Annotated in this window: 15 protein-coding genes; 9 read left to right on the plus strand and 6 right to left on the minus strand. The window is 51.3% G+C overall.

The features are described 5' to 3' along the window. Positions 1-362 precede the first annotated feature (362 nt). The gene (locus ACWKV9_RS24400; RefSeq protein WP_483838669.1) at positions 363-1,757 is read left to right on the plus strand and encodes an ApeA N-terminal domain 1-containing protein; all 1,395 of its coding nucleotides are present in this window, start codon (positions 363-365) and stop codon (positions 1,755-1,757) included. Between the two features lie 631 nt (positions 1,758-2,388). Here ACWKV9_RS24400 and ACWKV9_RS24405 read toward each other — a convergent pair. The 4 genes from ACWKV9_RS24405 to ACWKV9_RS24420 form a co-directional block, all read right to left on the minus strand. Beyond that, complete coding sequence (locus ACWKV9_RS24405; RefSeq protein ID WP_483838670.1) at positions 2,389-2,679, minus strand: hypothetical protein; 291 nt, start codon at positions 2,677-2,679, stop codon at positions 2,389-2,391. A gap of 57 nt (positions 2,680-2,736) precedes the next feature. Beyond that, on the minus strand, positions 2,737-3,120 hold the full coding sequence (locus ACWKV9_RS24410; RefSeq protein WP_483838671.1) for a hypothetical protein: 384 nt from the start codon (positions 3,118-3,120) through the stop codon (positions 2,737-2,739). 82 nt (positions 3,121-3,202) lie between these two features. Next, on the minus strand, positions 3,203-3,625 hold the full coding sequence (locus tag ACWKV9_RS24415) for a hypothetical protein (protein WP_483838672.1): 423 nt from the start codon (positions 3,623-3,625) through the stop codon (positions 3,203-3,205). A 60-nt stretch (positions 3,626-3,685) separates the two neighbouring features. Beyond that, positions 3,686-4,081 (minus strand): DUF6957 family protein, encoded by a 396-nt coding sequence (locus ACWKV9_RS24420; RefSeq protein WP_483838673.1) that lies wholly within the window; start codon positions 4,079-4,081, stop codon positions 3,686-3,688. Positions 4,082-4,309: 228 nt separating this feature from the next. Here ACWKV9_RS24420 and ACWKV9_RS24425 point away from each other — a divergent pair, with 228 nt between their 5' ends. The 4 genes from ACWKV9_RS24425 to ACWKV9_RS24440 all read left to right on the plus strand — a co-directional run bounded on the left by ACWKV9_RS24425 (position 4,310) and on the right by ACWKV9_RS24440 (position 8,837). Beyond that, the gene (locus ACWKV9_RS24425; protein WP_483838674.1) at positions 4,310-4,792 is read left to right on the plus strand and encodes a helix-turn-helix domain-containing protein; all 483 of its coding nucleotides are present in this window, start codon (positions 4,310-4,312) and stop codon (positions 4,790-4,792) included. A gap of 7 nt (positions 4,793-4,799) precedes the next feature. Next, on the plus strand, positions 4,800-5,165 hold the full coding sequence (locus ACWKV9_RS24430; protein ID WP_483838675.1) for a hypothetical protein: 366 nt from the start codon (positions 4,800-4,802) through the stop codon (positions 5,163-5,165). A gap of 418 nt (positions 5,166-5,583) precedes the next feature. Beyond that, positions 5,584-6,804, plus strand: a complete 1,221-nt coding sequence (locus ACWKV9_RS24435) for an RDD family protein (RefSeq protein WP_483838676.1) — start codon at positions 5,584-5,586, stop codon at positions 6,802-6,804. A gap of 401 nt (positions 6,805-7,205) precedes the next feature. After that, complete coding sequence (locus tag ACWKV9_RS24440) at positions 7,206-8,837, plus strand: AAA family ATPase (protein WP_483838677.1); 1,632 nt, start codon at positions 7,206-7,208, stop codon at positions 8,835-8,837. 485 nt (positions 8,838-9,322) lie between these two features. Here ACWKV9_RS24440 and ACWKV9_RS24445 read toward each other — a convergent pair whose 3' ends face one another. Next, positions 9,323-10,090 (minus strand): SIR2 family NAD-dependent protein deacylase, encoded by a 768-nt coding sequence (locus ACWKV9_RS24445; protein ID WP_483838678.1) that lies wholly within the window; start codon positions 10,088-10,090, stop codon positions 9,323-9,325. 326 nt (positions 10,091-10,416) lie between these two features. Between ACWKV9_RS24445 and ACWKV9_RS24450 the strand changes: the two genes are divergently transcribed. Continuing rightward, entirely contained in the window at positions 10,417-11,322 is a 906-nt protein-coding gene (locus ACWKV9_RS24450) for a hypothetical protein (RefSeq protein ID WP_483838679.1), read from the plus strand. A gap of 612 nt (positions 11,323-11,934) precedes the next feature. Continuing rightward, positions 11,935-12,732: a hypothetical protein gene (locus tag ACWKV9_RS24455; RefSeq protein WP_483838680.1), complete on the plus strand. Its 798-nt coding sequence runs from the start codon at positions 11,935-11,937 to the stop codon at positions 12,730-12,732. Between the two features lie 333 nt (positions 12,733-13,065). On the opposite strand, the gene ACWKV9_RS24460 is transcribed toward ACWKV9_RS24455, so the two are convergent. After that, complete coding sequence (locus tag ACWKV9_RS24460) at positions 13,066-14,382, minus strand: hypothetical protein (RefSeq protein ID WP_483838681.1); 1,317 nt, start codon at positions 14,380-14,382, stop codon at positions 13,066-13,068. Positions 14,383-16,067: 1,685 nt separating this feature from the next. Here ACWKV9_RS24460 and ACWKV9_RS24465 point away from each other — a divergent pair. Next, on the plus strand, positions 16,068-16,958 hold the full coding sequence (locus ACWKV9_RS24465) for a restriction endonuclease (protein WP_483838682.1): 891 nt from the start codon (positions 16,068-16,070) through the stop codon (positions 16,956-16,958). 155 nt (positions 16,959-17,113) lie between these two features. Beyond that, on the plus strand, positions 17,114-17,599 hold the full coding sequence (locus ACWKV9_RS24470; RefSeq protein ID WP_483838683.1) for a GIY-YIG nuclease family protein: 486 nt from the start codon (positions 17,114-17,116) through the stop codon (positions 17,597-17,599). Positions 17,600-17,639: the final 40 nt, after the last annotated feature.

Raw genomic sequence — 17,639 nt, forward strand, 5'->3', positions numbered from 1 at the left:
GCCAGCATCCGAGCGGTCATCATTCTGACCAGCGTCGGAACGGTCATCGTTCTCGCCGGCATCCGAACGGTCGTCATTCTGACCAGCGTCGGAAAGGTCGCCATCGTCTGTGTCGCCGGTCGCGATTTGCGTACCAGTAAGCGTTATCAGCGCGAGGAGTAAAGCTGTCAGCAAGGCCCGGACATTGGTATTTGCTCGCACGATTCGCCCCGTTGAGTAACCACATAAGATTCATACATAAAGCACCGGCTATTTCGGTATAGCTCGCGGATTGTAAGATGCAAGTGGTGACATGAACCAGCGATGGACAGTGCGATACGACTTGGGCGAGAGTGTAGACACCACCAAATTGGAAGTGCGGAATGTTCATCGCTGAGCCCATTACGAAAAGCGGTTTTTTCTTTCTCCCCGCTTCACCGCAACGCAAGTTTCCAGGCGTGCTTAAGATTTCAGACGGTGGCAAGGCTGAGCTTGAAATTACCTCCACCACAATAGCCTTCCCGACCGCTAATGGAACGCTGATTGGACGTCTGGTTGGTGAGGTGGAGGGAGGATATGTGACGCTTGAGAGCTGTTCTTATCGAAATATGGCGCTACCATTCGGTGAAATGCTAGGAAGGTCGCTTATAGGTGTCGAGACGGTTTTTGATGGTGTGGGGTTTACCGAGAGTCCAACATTCACGGCCATACGATTCTGCGTGGACGGCCTTAGTGAATGGTTCGGTGAGTCAGCTTTCAAAATCACCCACACAGACGCTTTTATAGGTACCACGGTTTCCGTTCAACATGCCGAGGAGGTCAAATGTGTACTCGCTGATGGATCCGTTTTCGAGATCAACATGGAAGTGAGAATACCTGGAATTATTAGGTACCCAAACTTAGAGCTCTTCCAGCAAGCCTACATCCAGGTGACAGCCTCAGAATCGAAGTCTCTGCGGTATTTTCAGCAACTCTCTCATCAACTCACCCGGTTTTTTTCGTTTGCAATAGGAAAAACAGTGGCTATTCACTCAGTGGTAGCCGTATTCGAAGACGAGAAGCTTTCGAAGCATCAATGCCACGTAAACGTCTACTATCAAAGTTTGAATGGCACCACAAAGGCAGTGTTTAATCGTGAGGCAATGCTTTTGCATTACCGCACCATGGCTCCAAGGCTGGATACAGTCCTGAAGGCGTGGGTCGAGGGTTACGAGAATTTAGTACCTGCGTTGCATCATCACTACTCGGTGCAGGATGGGGCTCAGCGTTATGCGGATACAAAGTTCATCGCCATCGCACAGGCCCTGGAAGCGCTACATCGCCGTTCTTCGGAAGTGCGTAAGTGGCCAAAAACCGAATATCAACAGCGAGTTAAATCAATACTAGAGGGATGTCCTGAGGACTATCGTCTTTGGCTCAAAGGCAAGCTTGCCCATGGGAACGAAATCTCATTAGCAGAACGGCTGCACCAGCTCATCGATAGATTTGAATTGGTATTTGGAGGGAATGACGAGACGCATCAAATCGTACGCGGCGCCGTGAACACTAGAAACTATCATGCGCATTATGACGCTCATGGGCGAGCCAAGGCGGTGAAGGGGCCAGCTCTGGTCGCTCTGACTTATCGACTTCGCGTATTGTTCACGCTCAGCTTACTGGTACACCTTGGATACCCCGTCGACGAGGCCATTGAACTCGCCGGGAAGGACTATTTAAAGCGCATGTTGTTAACAGCCCAAGCTTTAGATAATCATTCCCAGGATCCTGCTGCAGAGTGATCTCACGACGTCCCGACGGCTGGGCTTTAGATGCTCGACGGGTCGGCGGTCTCCATCGCCGGCTGCAGGCGCGCATAGCGAAGATATTTTCTCATTGAATGCAAGAGCCATAAAAAAGCCCCAATTAAGGGGCTTCTGAAACGCTTCTGGACTACGAACATCGCTGAAGTACACGCTGCAACACTGTGGACGAAGAGGAGAGAGACGTCAGTACAGAATGAAAACACTGTATATCCAGCCATTACTTTTGTCAACCCTGAGGATCGGGTGCGAGCGTCGAGTCATTCAATAATTGGACGTCGCCTGAACCAGATATGCAAACTCATCCCGGCGATGGCCTAATCATCATCTAGCGACAGCGGCCTTTGGAGCTCAATCTCGACATGCCCAACCAAATCTCTAAACCTGCCCACCGTCTCTTCATCTATCAGCCTGAGCTTCCCAGGATTGCAGAGCACGTAGCGGTCGATAATGTCGAGTATCGACAACACCTCCGGATCCACGGGAGAGTGATCTCCCGGATGGCATAACGCGTTGTGGGAATGTTTCATAGACTGACCTGGGAACGTAGTGGCAGACAAAGGAAACAGGCATTCACAGTGGAGGCCCGCAAGGTCACTCAAGGCGGCGATTAGATGTCGTACCACGGCTCCTCACCTACATCGAATTCGCCGAAGGAGCCTAGGTAAAGCCGGCGGCAAGGCATCAAGGTGATGAAGCCCTCTTCGAGGAGCATCTTCGGGATTGTCCACATCAGATCTGTTATTTCCCATGGTTCCGACACCGCCGGCTTGAGCCGCTCGACGATGGCGTCCAAGTCGAAATCCCGCATCGCGATAAATGGCCCAGACCTGTCGTAACTCTCGTAGATACCCGACGCGATGGAGATGACTTCGCCTTGTTTTACGATCGTGCCGGACATGTGTCTTCCCTCAAAGCTAAGCGGATTGCGGGCTCGTGTTGTGCCATTCCCTCATGATCAATGCGATACATACGGAGGCAAAGGATGCTGGCCGCTTGCTGGGCGCAGGAAGTCGCGAAGGCTTTTTCGACCAATGCCTTTTCGGAACGTAGCAATGGCATACCTGCTATTCAGCGTCGTCAGCACCCAGAAACGCCCCTCGCGCTGTGCCATAACGATGTCCGAAGTTCGGATGAAATGCCCATCTTCAAATCGTCCCAGGTCGTCTTTTCGTGTATGGCCGAAGACTACTCCAACGGCGGTTCCGGCCATGACGAATACACTGCAAAGATAAGCAGTGACAGGCCTGTGAAAGCCTTGGTCTTGAGCTTTAGAAATGCGCTTGAGGTCAAAATAGGTAAGTCGTTTCCCGTGGTAGTTAATTTCGATCGTATTAGTCATGTCGTGCACCTGGTACTCGTTTGCTGGCTGCAAGAACACACCGCCTCAAACGTGCAGGTTTGCTGAGGGCGCCTGTCTGAATTCAGGCAGCCTGGATCATGGTCGACAGGAAAATCGGCCGCAAATTTGTGAGCAAATCCGAGCGGAAATCTGGTTCGTGGGAACTGTGGTACGAGGAGCCATCCTCGACGGCTAGCAAATACACTTCGCACCCGGTCTGATCTCGGCCAACGGTCACTTGGGTGAGCGGCTCCGTAACCCATTTATTGCTGCCGTTCATCCATCCAGGCGTCGACACTTGAACATCAACGATCTTCATATCGGGATCTTGCGCGACAAGTAGCTGCTGAAGCTGTGGCTCGCTGTCCGCCAAGAACAAGACTTCAGTGCTGTGATCATCGCGCTTGGCTTCAACGATGACGTGGTAATAGTGGGATCTAAGCACTCGTGATATGAGGTGCCAGTGCGATAGGCCTTCCCCAAACATTCCAGGAAGGCCGGCCATGTCACGATCTTGGGTTCTAAACATTTGTAGGTGATCTCATGGGGCTGAGGCTCGAAGCGTTCATTTGAAGATGGAGAAGATGTCTTTGAGGCTTGCAGGCTGCTCATGACCCGAGCCTATAAGCACGTAGACCGTATTCCTCGTTTCTAAAAACACGCCATCCTCGAAGGTTTTGCACATGGTGGAACGTACAAAATCACCAGGCTGAAACCGGTGACAGCTGTCCTCAACCACTTTGTGGGCAAATACAATCCGGGGGAGGAGCCCGGCTTCGGAAAGTTTCACGAGCTCCTTGTCGGTGACTTCGACATGGAAAACTGTCCACTCCTCGACAAGGCAATAGGGCTTATCAGGGAAGCGCTTGGTTACCAAAGCTCGAGCTTCTGAGCTATCTGGCAGTCCCAGGGACGGCGTACTTGGCGCATCAAACCACTTCGTGTTTCCGACGGTAGCCATGGGCGTCCTTTCAGTAATATTCCGCAAATTGACAATTCAGTAATGATCGGTACCGCTGGCTCTGGACTAGGTCGTGGCCCCCGAACGGCCGCTGCATCGCTCGGCTCAAGAAGATCCAAGCCATGTAAAGTCAGCATCAAATAGCAAGCAGCACCACAAAACGGATGATAGCCCGTGTTATGGTGCTTCGCAATATGGCCTTATCCTCGATTTGCTCGGGGAGAAGTCATGGAGGCCGCAGAAGCGCTAGCTGTAGTGGTACGAGCAGTGCGCCGAAAAAAAGGGCTATCTCAAGAAAACCTGATCGGCATCGACCGCTCTTACTGGGGGCAGATAGAACGTGGAGAGGTAAACATCACCATTGATGTCCTCACTCGGCTGGCGGCCATACTGGAGATTGAGGCAGCTTCGTTGATCCTCATGGCGACCTCTCTGCAGTCCGGCGAACCATTCGCAGAAGGCTTGAGGCGACTGAGGAAGCAACTAGATAGGGTAAAAAAAGATGGTACCGATCTCGAGATGGGATCGTTGCTGCGAGCAGGGAAGTCATCACCTGGTCGCCCCGTCCGATCTGAAGCGGCCCAGAAAGTGGCAGAGGCTAATCGTCTTAGAGATGCGGGAGTGTCGGTGGCCGATATCTCAGTAATGCTGCGGCTATCGAAATCTACTGTTCGCAGATATTTGATCTCACCCACACCTGAACAACCATGAGCTTCGAATGACCAGCACACGGCTGAGCATGTCTCAGGAAGGGCAGCTTTGGAAAATTGCTCTAAAGCAGTTCGGCTCCACTGGCCTCAATGATTTTATCGTCAAACAGTGGGTAAAGGCGGGATCACCAGGCCGTGCAACTGTCGAGTACCTGGACATCGAATTTGTTGGAAAGGATGTGCTGAGTATTCTGAGAATTGCCCAAATGGCCGTTGATGCGGGCGTACCTGGCAGGCCCGCTGAGCCAGGAAGGATCGCTCTCTACTGCGCTCACGCCGAGCATCTGGCCGACGAGCTAATGAAGATCATGCCAGTCGGGAAGTTGTCGCGTAGCTTGCGAGGGAATCGGCTTGAGACTGACCTAGGAATATAGATCTTAGGACAATGGGAAGAGCGGTTGTTAGGCTAGCAAAGTAACCCTTAGGGATCAGGCTGACATGAGAGTGCAAAATTGCCCTCTGCTTGCTCACCTAATTGCATCGGTAGTGACCAATCAGTTGCATTGCATGTGATCATGCATACTCAGTAGCCATGATCGACTGAGAGCTTTGTATTGCTGCCGGTGGCGACAGGCAGTCATTCATAAGCGGGTGCTTCCGGCCAATAGCACCGTTCGCGAGAGGCCGATTTCAACCCGACGCAATCTGTCGCATGCGGTTGCAATTGACATAAGAAACAGCAATTGTATGATCAAATCCATTGGGTAGTTCTTGATCACTTTCATTTCGCTCATGGGAATTCATTATCAAAGCAACTAACAGACAAGTAGATTTCAAAAAAAAGGAATAAGAATGAGCACTTGGTGGTATGTAGTCAAGGATAAGAAGAAAGGCCCAGTTGATATTGAAGAACTTAAGAAATTAGTTCAGTCCGAGAGTATCGGAATTAAAACGATGGTATGGCGCGAAGGAATGGAAGCTTGGAAATCCATCGACGAAGTCGAAGAACTACGCCCAGTGATGTCAGTCATTCCACCACCATTTCCGTCTAAACAAGCAGTCAATCCGATAGATTTCCCAATGACAAATCGGTGGGCTAGATTTTTTGCGCGTATATTTGATGTTTGGTGGGAAACTCTACTCGTTGCGACGTGCTCCGCTTATTTTTTAGGCAGATACTCGGCTCACTTCGTTGAATGGATCAACTCCTACGGATCCAGCCAGATTTTCAGCATTTTATGCATGCCAGTTGCGCTGATCCTCGATGCAATTATCCATAGAGTGCTTGGCAATACCCCCGGCAAATCCCTACTGGGGATAAAAGTTAGAACAATTTGCGGAAAACGCCTAGGCTTCATCCAATATCTTATTCGTAACTTTTCAGTTTGGATGAAGGGCTTGGCTTTTGGTATTCCTCTCATCAATCTCGTCACAATGTCAGCCCAATCATCCAGGCTTGGCAAGGGTTTAGAGGCAAGTTACGACGAATCTTTAGGTTTTACTGCTCGATCAAAATCTCCAAACTGGATCAGAAAAATCGCTTTCGGGATCGCGTTCACATGCCTTTTTGGATTCATAGCCGTTCTTAATGAGGTTGAGAAAAACTCCGAGCGAGAATCGAGACTGATGACCATACAGAAAGATCTTTATTGGGAGAATCCTAAAACCTTGCGGAGCATCAAGGTTGATTCCCGGTGGAAACTCACCACACAGCCGATCAAAAACGGCATGCCGGTATATATCTTCACCGAGGCCGCTGGTTATGCCGTAGTCATTCTGGCCATGGAAGAATTCCCTGGCTATTCACTGAGTCAGTACGCACAAGCCTTCCAAAAAGGAACCGCCGCCACTATGAGTTTTTCGGATGGCGGACGTATTTTTGAGAGAGAGCGGCGTCAATTTTGGGAGGGCACTGGAGGGATGGTCTCTTCCGACAACAATCGCCTCAATGTCCAAATTTCTCAGGTTGGCGCCCCTTTCTGGAGGGTAGTGACCGTCCAGTCAATCCCTTATGACTACTCCAATGCAATGGTCGATAAACTCAAAACCGCACTGTGGAGCACATTGAAGTAGGTGAATCAATGGTGCGCGGAGTAGCGTTACTCTGCGTGCTTTGGCCTTAGCCGTCTGTAGCGCTTAAACGCATGCTCCCGTCAGCGTACGCCATCCCCTAAGTAGCGAGAATGGAGCACAGCTGACGCTAGCCGCAGTATTGCTACCAGCCGATCGTAGCCTGCCGCGATCGGCTGCAATGGGCCTATTGAAGTCGTCTCCAACAGACAGAAAGCAGCCAATAGCAGCCGTTCGCTGATCTCTGCTTTTTCGGCTACAGGTTGTCACATCAATCCTCAAACATTCTTATTGGCTTCCACGCTACTCCGCGCAGCTAGTCCACAAACCTGACAGAGCGTTGGTGGACTCATAGTATCATGGCGGTTTAGCATCATCTAAACCACCACCTCAAGGACGAATCAATGTCGTTAGAAATTAATCTAAAAATTCTAGGCACAGCTATGCCCATTGAACTTCGCGCAGGGTTGTCCACAATAATCGTTGGTGCGAACGGAAGCGGAAAAACGAAGTTGGCAGTGGAGTGCGAACAGCAGTTGCTGAGCAAAGCGCATCGTATTTCTGCGCAGCGGATGCTAGCGCTTGATCCGGATATTGAGAAGGTGAGCGAGGAGGCAGCTCGAGCTCAGCTACGCTATGGCTATCCAAGACCATATGAATATGGCGATGTCGACAAAGGGCGTGGCGCGAATCGATGGGGACAGGCCCAACCGCGCTTCATACTCAATGACGCAGGCGCACTTCTCCAAGTACTTTTCGCCGAACAGGCGAATACCGCAGTTAAGGTCTATAACGCTGCTGCGGATGGAGAACCGATAGTGAGCCCTGATACTTTAGTGCGAAAACTGAAAGCTATATTCCATAGGATTCTGCCAACTCGTCGTCTAGAAATCACGGCAGATAACATTACCGTTTCCGCAGACACTGACGATTCGGTAGGGGAATCGTACAGCATCACACAGATGAGCGATGGTGAAAAAGCTGTTTTTTATATTATCGGCCAAGTGCTAATTGCAGAATCTGACTCAGTTTTCATCATGGATGAGCCTGAAATTCATGTCCATCGCTCCATCCTTAGTCGCCTATGGGACGAATTGGAGGCCGCGCGGACAGACTGCGCGTTTTTCCTAATTACCCATGACTTGGAGTTCGCAGCGTCTCGAGCAGGCAAGAAATACGTGGCGCGTAGCTACACGCCGGCCACCGGCTGGGTTATCGACGAAGTGCCGGAGACGGCAGGGTTCAGCGAAGAGCTTGTCACGCTGATCTTGGGCAGTCGAAAGCCGATCCTTTTCGTCGAAGGTGAACATGGCAGTCTAGATCTTGCGTTTTACCGCGCATGCTACCCTGGCATGACAGTCGTACCCCGAGGCGGATGCGAAAGCGTTATTCACTCAGTTGCCACATTGCGCCGTAACGCAGCTTTTACACGGATTCAATGTGCGGGCTTAGTCGACGCAGATGGTCACGATGAAGCTGACCGCGCCAAACTCTCTGACATCGGCATCCAAGTTTTGCCAGTGTCAGAAATAGAAAACCTTTTGCTACTTCCCACGGTGTCACGTGCGATCCTTGAGATGAACGATCTTGAAGGGTCTGAGTTAGAGGCAAAGCTCGCCAATCTTAAATCTGCAATTTTCGCCGACGCTTCCGATGTACAGAATGCGAGCGAGGTCGTCCTTGGTTACTGCCGTCGACGTATCGATAGAATGCTTAAGCTGATTGATTTATCTGGTGACAAGTCGGTCGCGGATCTAGCTGTCAGCTACCATGCTCGTACGAGTGAACTGGACGTCGTCACGCTAGCAGCTGAAATGGAAACTAAAATCGCGGCCGCAATCGCCGCTGGTGATTTGGCTGCTCTACTTGCTATCTACGATCGCAAGAAGCCACTTCTTGCGCTGGCATCCTCCCACTTACGCAATTGGAAAGTAGAGGTTTTTAGCGCCTGGGCCGCAAGAGCTGTTCAGAGTTCACGCGATGACCGCCTTCGCAATGCCATTCGTAACGTGATGCCGGAGGTCACTACAGCTTGATACTTCCGCCTCTGGCTTCAAACGAAGCATTATTCATTCCCATGCAACGTCTTTACCTGAGATGTTGGCGGCAATGCTGGGCCGCCACTGAATAATTAACAGTTAGAGGCGACACCTATAGTGTAGATCTCGCTGCCGCCGCGTACCCGGTGTGCAATTAGACCTCCGGAGTACTGGAAAAAGTAAGGGCCGATCTATTCCCCGTACTTTACGGCCTAGTTTTTACCGAAAAGCGGATGTTTGTGAATGACCGCTATTGGCCGTAAACAGCCGCTCCAGACTTGCGCAATAACGAATGCCGCCGACTGCTACTTGTCAATAACATGCGCATCGAGCGCAAGCGGAGCGCGCCGGCCCACGATGGGCCAAAGGCTTGAGGATGGAAGCCCGTAGGGCCAAAACCTGCGCAGCAGGGTTTGGTTCACGACAGCCGCCCCCCGAATGGGGGCAAGCCCAAAGCGGATAAACCGTGAATCGCCATCGACCTACGATGCAGGAAGGTAACCGAAGGCCTCGCTCAGTAGACCCTGCGTCATAACCGACGCTTGACCATGGAGAAAGTACTCCTGACTGCTGATATCAAAACGCACCGGATTTATATGAATGACAGTCGCACCATTTCCCAAAGCACGTAACGGGAGTTCAGCCGCCGGGTAGACAATCCCCGACGTACCAATCGAGAGGAATACATCGCATTCCTCTGCAGCTGCCAGACCTGCACTCCATGCATCCTCAGGCAGCATCTCACCGAACCAAACGACGCCAGGACGGATATACCCATTACAGACACTGCATCGCGGGGGCTCAATCCGGCCCCCATTCTCAGGCAGCACGTCGGACGTATGGGGCAACGTATACGCGAGGCCGCAATCGATACACCGGGGAGAGTGCAGACTGCCATGCAGATGAATCACATTCTGGCTGCCGGCTCGCTCGTGAAGATCATCAACGTTTTGGGTGACGACCGTCAGCTTGGGTACATGCTTGGCAAGCTCAGCGATAGCGAGGTGCGCTCCATTCGGCTGCGCCTGGATGACCTTGTTCCGACGCCATTCGTACCATCCCCAACATAGACTCGGATCTGCACGATACGCCTCAGGGGTCGCCAGCTGTGCAGGATCAAACCGCTCCCAGAGCCCAGTTAGGGCATCCCTGAATGTCGGGATGCCGCTTTCCGCTGATGCACCAGCTCCAGTGAAGACCACAACGTGCTGAGCATTCTTCAATTGCTTGGCCAGGGTACTAGCAGTCACGAACTAACTCCTTAAAGGGCGGCAGTTGATCATCGCTCAAGCTGCCTAGGCCTGCTGCAAAATTTGACTTCGGTAAGTTGAATGGGTTGAAGCCGGGCCTTCTTTGCGCCATTCGGAAGCACTTAGTAATTTAAACCACCGTAAATCTTATATTGCGAAAGCCGTCAACGATGGGTAGCATCCACTCAAGGTTTAGAGAACCATCCCCTCCCGCCCCTCTTGGGCACGGTAAATCTCTGTTGAACAATTCTTTGCTGCGCTCCTAACTGAGCACTGAATGGCAATGGGAGGCCCCGTTCTTACATGTGCTCGTCATGGAGAAAGGTATGCCTGCTCTCAGCGTTGCCGAAGCCAAAGAATTAGCACACTACGTAAAACATTCTTACGCTCACATCTTTAATACCGTACCGCTCGGGAAATGGCTGACCGCTATATCCCATGCCTGTGGGTTTCGTAGCTGGAACGCGATGAGCGAAAGAGCGCCCAAAATCCCCGATTCCGCACATGATACGTGGGAGTACTCTGGTCTCGGTTTTGCTGCTGTTAGCGCCGGTGGGCGGGCGGCCTCCTACCATTTGATACATGATCGCAGCAACGCCTCGGACATGGTGCAAGTCGCCGAAAAGCTTGCTCGAAAGATTGCTGTCAGTACAGAACATCGCTTTTCAGGGGCGACTTCCAAGTTTTCGTTGCTAGACCCAGCCGAATCCGTCGAAGAATGGCCAGAATTTAATGCCCCCAGAAGAAGAAAGCATTCCACAGCGCTTCCCCCGGTGCAGGTCACGATACCGGACGGGGAAATTACCATCTGGCTATGGTGGCTACGTCCAAGTTACCGGTTTCGCACAGGCTATCCAGGGGAGCCGGAAAGCTTTGCCTTCTACTCTCTGAATGAGCAATCCACGACCTCCAAAAATGAGTGTGTTACAAGCTCATTTTTGCGCGAGCTAACGGGAAAAGCCTTGCCGAAAAGACACTGTTACTACTCCACCGAGCTTCCAAATGAGCGGCACATTTACAGGCTGATGCTCGTTCAGGAAGGCAGTCGTGATGGGCAGGCTACCGAATACGCCTATGACAATCTTGACTCCGCAACCCGGCAAAAAATGGAGTTGAATTCGAGCCTTGGATTGAGTCAGCGTGATGCCGAAGCCATATCAGCGGTATTCGCCATGTATGACCCTTACTACGAAGAAGATTACTTCGACGACTACTCGCACAACAACGACTGACTCAGCCACTGCCAGCTAGGAATCAATCTATATGTCAACGTATCACTATCAGTGCCAACATTGTTATTGCACCACCAGCATGTGGGAGGTGGAAGATGGCGAAGACGATTTTTATGGCGGTGCCATTGAAGACTGTGGCTGTACGTCGCACCATGGTAATCAAGATGACGATGATGACTAAGGCTTGACGTTTATAGGTCATGACGCAAGCGGAGCGCGCCGGCCCTTTGGGCCAAAGGCCTGAGGATGGTAACCGTCCGGGGACACACCTTCCTGAGGTCATCGCTTAAGGCGATGGTGTCCGTCTAAATTTGATTGGACGCCATTTCTAGCCTTTTTAAGCGGACACCCATGCCACAAGAACGCCGTTCCTATAAAAAAACCCACGTCATCGCCGAGTGTGCGCAGGCTGACACCTCGGTTGCCAATGTCGCCTTGACCCAAAACCTCAAATGCAAACTTTGTCCATAAATATATTTGCGGGCACAGGTTGCCTAGCAGTAAGCCTCGTTCCCGAAAAATATGTCAGCCCCAGATAGTGCTGGGTTGAATCTGTTAACAGATTTCTGCGAAGATCCGCTACGAAGGACACCAATATGGAAGGAGCCAGGCATGATCTGCGCATACTGTAAAAAAGACGCTCCAGCAACTCGTGAGCATGTAATTCCAGCGTTTATATATCGCTTTCAGAAAGAGCTGCAAGCTAAAGTGATTGGCTGGAATGAAGTCGCTAGCAAAATGGTAGGCGGCGAGCACCAAGTGAAAGATGTCTGTGAAAAATGCAATGGCGGAGTGCTATCCAGCCTTGACGCTTACGGAAAAGAATTTCTTATCGCCAATGGGTTCTTGACCCAGAATTACATCCAGCGCCGCGCCGAGCTTTCATATGATTATGACAGGTTAGTACGCTGGCTTTTGAAGATATCCTTCAATTCAACTCGCACTGACCAAGGCCACGTCCATTTATTTGAAAAATTCATACCTTATATTTTGAATGGTTCTCCATCACCTCAAAAGATGAATTTTGCAGTGCTGGCAACTCTAGCAGCTCCAGTAACCACTGAAGAACTAAATGGCCAATACAAAGTGTTTGATGATCTTGCAAACGGATCCGGCGTGGTGAATCCATTTTTAATGAGAATCGCCTATGGGCCTAATCAGTACGAAACATTTACATTAAGGGTGATAATGTTCGGCCCATTGACATTTTTCCTGCTTATGTATGTACCAGGCGTGTCGGCTGGCGAAGCGTCCATCGAAACCAAGCGGCTATTCAAAGAGTTTTCCAACCTCACTCAGCTGAAGCCTGGAACCACGAAAGCTTTTTTGACAGCTGGCTCCGCAACTTGGCTTGATTACTACGCCCCGCAGGTCAACAGAGTCAACGCTCTCGGCACTTACGCGCCTTAATGGACATCGCTGCGGCGCCTTCTACCTAGCGCCCCAGTGTCAAAATTCGAGCTTGCCTATTGATTCCAGCGTGCATTCCGGGGTGGTAACAAAACGGTTTGCAATGAATGCGCCCTTAGGAGGCGTGTAAGTCAACGACGTGACAAAGAATCGCCCTTGAGCCAGCAGGAACGTGATAAGCGCACGATAGTGGTCGCCACTGCATTGGTGCTACTTGCGGGCTGCGATCAGCCAGTGAAGCAGACCTGCAACGCGCCCGCTGAAGCCATTCGCGCCCAATATCCGTTGCACGTGCCGCTGGCAACCGGGGGTAGCCTACACAGCTCAGTTTTCCTAGTGGGCAATCTTACGCAGCGCAGAGTGCCTGACAGTGCAGTTGATACCACAGGCTTTTAGGGAGGCTCGAACCTCCTCTAATTCTACATCTGTGGCACTAGGGTGCATGCGCACTTCATGAATGATTTTTGCAAGTGGATAAGTAAGAACATAGCCTTTACCCTTGCGACGAATCACATGGTGGCTACGAGCCATTGATTCTGGGGACATACACGAGGTGATCTCGGCGCTCTCGTGAGACAACACTCCGCCAACACGTACTTCGTTACGAGCTTCAAATCCCGTCAAAACTGAATACTTCAAGAGATTGAATTCCAGTCGGTACTCATTCTCTTGCTTATAGCTCTCATTTTTTACACGGAACGGTTGTTGGCTAGCTTGCGGCTTGAGCTGGTCGTCATAAGTGAGCGTATAGAATTCGGCGGCTTGATCAAGTGGACGTGGCAAGCCGAACTCTAGAGCATAGTCTGTGCTAAAGATCGCAACACCGCCTTCGCCATAACCCTTCCACATTTCGGAGGACTCTTCGTCAGAGTTGTACCAGCAACTCAAATAGGTGCTTTTGCGTCCTACCTCTTTGCTTCCAAGCATCATTTCATCGACTCTCGACATCAGCTCTTGATCTTGGCCAGGTTGGCTTTGAAGGTGCTTGGTAAGAAACATGTGATCATAATCACCCTCTTGCAAGTCCGATTGATCGCACGCAGCACTTACGTAGATGCCTTTATCTTCTAAGAGATATTTGAACTTACTTAATGTCAGGTAGCGCATGATCGTTTTTGGTCTTGCCATGCTGTGATCTTCTAAGCGGAATGGTGAAAAAGAAATCGGGCTTCTGGACACGCCAGCCTCTGCAAGCAACCACTTACCTTCGCGGCGAAGCAATTCGACCGTGGCAGTCAGGAACACCCGCTCTTGATCTTGCTGGCCCTTGTAGGTAAGCGAAACTCCTAAGATGAGCATTCCGGTTGAATCGGCGTAATCAGTGGTGTCAACCGTCAAAGCGTCTACCGTGAACCCGCTTGCGTTTGTCTCCGCAATCGCACCGGAGAGCTGGTTTTCCAGCTCCTGATTCAGATATGCGTAGACATCGTCCTCGTTGATCGCGTCGCTAAAATCTCTGATCCCAAAGACAGCCATCATCAAGCGTGGATCCTCGGGGTTCCGCTGGGCGACCGTAGAAAACTCGTGGTAATCAGCGAAGCCTGCTTTTTGCACAAGTGTTTTTTGAGCCACAGAAAGCTTCAGGCCCTGATCACGAGCAAGTTGTTTAGCTTGAGATTTGAAGATGTTTAGCGGGGAAAAATCAGACATGGCAATGGTTCCTAATCTCCGACGCTTAGGTGTCCGATTGCCTGTTCACCGGGCAGCGCCTGGGTAGGGACATGCCGATGTAAAACGGGGGGGTATCTACGATGGGCTATTGCTTCGCGAAACAGGCGCCAGGCGACCATCACCGCCTGGCGCTGATCATAGGTCAGACAAATTCACTGCGCAATAGCATCGGAAATGTGATCACCAAGCTGCTTTTGCTGGAGGTGCCTGCGGGTTTGTTCGGATATAGGCCATGATCGCAAGCGGAGCGCGCCGGCCCACGACGGGCCAAAGGCTCGAGGATGGACGCCCGGAGGGCCAAAACCTGGCGAAGCCAGGGTTTGGTTTACAACAGCCGTACCCGACAGGGGCGGGCCCAAGCAGGGTTAGCTTGAATCGCTGTCAAACTATGGCGCAGCCTTCACCATGGCCTCGCGAATTATGCTCTGTATCATTTCGGAGGAGAGGCCTTGGAAACATTGCCACTGGTTGTCGGTAGTCCAGCCACATATGCCAAGGTCGTGTTCACTGGGTGGTGGCCCATCCTTGCACTTATTTGCCGCATCCAATTCGCATAATTCTCCGTAGTTCTACGGATGCCATGGGGCGTGAGCAGACTCACATCGATATTCGCCTTGCGAGCCCACGAGAAACAAATCCTCATCAGCGCCATTGACGATAGTGGACGTCCAGGAGCATTAGCCGCACGGAAAAGGTACTCGCCTTCTGACAACCTTGAGGCCATGACGTACTGTTTAAAGATCGCCCTGTGCCTAGCGGGAATTGCATCAATTACATTTCTGGTCTCACGGGTCTTCACGCCATACACCGCAGTACCGTGCCGCATTCTCGCCGCTAGGATCTCCCACGACCGCAGCGCACCCAGCATGCATGCGAGAAGCGCCCGATCTCTCAAGCTTCCAGATTCGGCAAGCATCTTCTCTAACGTCTGAATATGGTCGTTAGTCAAACCTGGGCGAACCCCACGAACCAAACCTAGTAACGGGTTATGGGCAGCGTCGGGAAAAACTTGTAATGTTTAAAGGCGACGAGCTTTTTCAGGGACAGATCGTCTACAAGGCGATCCAGCTCGAGTTGGCCTCCAGGCAGCTCTGATCCCTGCGAAAGAATACCTTTGATGGCGGAGCTAATTGATTGCCTGACGGCGGTTTCTAGCGGCACAGGTTGATCTGGTGGGCAGGTCTTTGAGGCCTTATTGAGATCGTGGAAGTTTTGATAACCCAGTCCTTGCGCGAGCGCGTCTTGAGCATCTGCCAGCGAGATTGGGGATGGGCCACATCATTGCTTTTGCAGCTGCTTGGCTAAGGTTTTGAAGCCACGATTACGAATCAGATCGTTCGGATAGACTGGGAAGCGCATAGCAATTCTCCGGTCGTCAGGGTGTCGGCTGCCCGCTGACTTTCGTCGAAATGCGTGCAATAAAGAGGGTGTTGCAACCTGTGGCATGGAGCCTTCACGAGCCGACCGTTTGATCCAGGAAGATCAAGGCTAAAACCTAGCATGGCGGTCTGGATGACGTCTATAAATACGACTCAAACTATGGCACGCGCAGGTCGGGGTGCAAGCATGCGTTTTAGCCCGTTTTGGGGCATATTAAGAACCGACTTTTGAACATATCTGGTTCTGGCATCGGATGCTGGGCAGATCAGGGATCGAGGACAGGCGTGGAGAATTTTAAATCGACAGAGATGCGGTTCCTTGATTCGATCTTCAACATGGGCGACGGATACGTTCTCGACTTCTCTAACCGCACGATGGACGAGTTCTTCCTAGAGGAGCTGGAGATTGACATCTCCCACGAGATGTTTTCTAAGGATGGCACCTCAAAGGCCAGGCGTGTCAGATGTCTCCTCCAGCATGCCGATCCTCCTACGGTAATCCGAGTGCTCCAAGCTCTTTGGAAGTACCGGCAATCCGTGCAGGAAAATACGAAAGCTGCTGAAGACGTTGTGAACGCCGAAGGGCGCTTTCTCTCCCTGCTCCAGTCAATTAGGTTGCCAGAGCAGGGCTCCGCAGTTGTACAAAATCCTTTCGCTGCTGCAGACGCTATTGATCATGGCCAAATTCTGGATGCGCTAAAGCAGCGGCTATACGAGCTCCGTGATCTGCCACCGCAGAAGCGTGGTTACGAGTTTGAAGGATTCCTCAAAGAGCTTTTCGACTCGTCCAAGCTCCAGGCGCGTTCACCATTCAGTTTGGTTGGCGAGCAAATAGACGGCAGCTTCCAGCTCGGACACGAAACCTATCTAATCGAGGCCAAGTGGGTCAGAGATCCAATTGGAGCAGCAGAGCTACACACTTTCCAAGGCAAGCTGGATCAAAAGGCTGCATGGGCACGTGGGGTTTTCATCAGTTATGGCGGATTCACGCAAGAAGGCCTCCATGCGTTTGGTCGTGGACGAAAGGTGATTTGCATTTCCGGCGAAGACATCTACAAGGCATTGGGACACCGAATTCCTATCGCGGAGGTGATCGACCGGAAGGTTAGAGCTGCCGCAGAAACTGGCTCTGCGTTCGTACCGCTGGATGAATTATTCGGCCAGTACAAACTATAGGTCGAAATCAGCGACCTAAAATTGTCTGCGGCTTGTTTGCAGGCTGTCGGGAAGACTCAAGAGATAAAACAATTCACGACTACACCATCAATTCGGGCAATCTCTTGGCCGTTATTGAAAGGGTAAGGAATAGCCGGTGTACGACTGGAGCGAAGATGATCTATTTTTTCATTGAAGACAGTAATGAGCAGGTAAAAATAGGTCGCGCCAAGGACATCGAGCGCCGCAGGAAAGGCCTTCAAACCGGGAATCCAAGGAAGCTAGTGCTGCTGGGATGGATTCGTACGGATGATGACGTACGGCTGGAAAAGGAGATCCATCAGCAATTCTCTCATCTGCGTGGCACTGGTGAATGGTTCGACCTAGATCCTTCGTACATTTTGCCGATCCTCGAACACTTTGGCATCGATGGATTCGTCGGTACGACCGAGGACTCCTTTGAGGTCACTGGCCATGATCGGGATGGTGTGCCTGAGTACCTCGGCGTTTGGAACTGGGGTGATTTGGAGTGGAACGAGTGCTGCCCTTTTTGCGGAAGCTTTTGCGGCATGCACTTTCAAGACGCATCGAGTATGTACCACTGCCTAAATTGCGACACGCTGACAACCTTTGATTTCCTGAGTAATCAGGAAGAGGAGTGATAACGCCGTAGATAGGTGTCATGTCGGTTCGATTCCGGTG

It is taken from the genome of Pseudomonas corni, assembly GCF_057128765.1.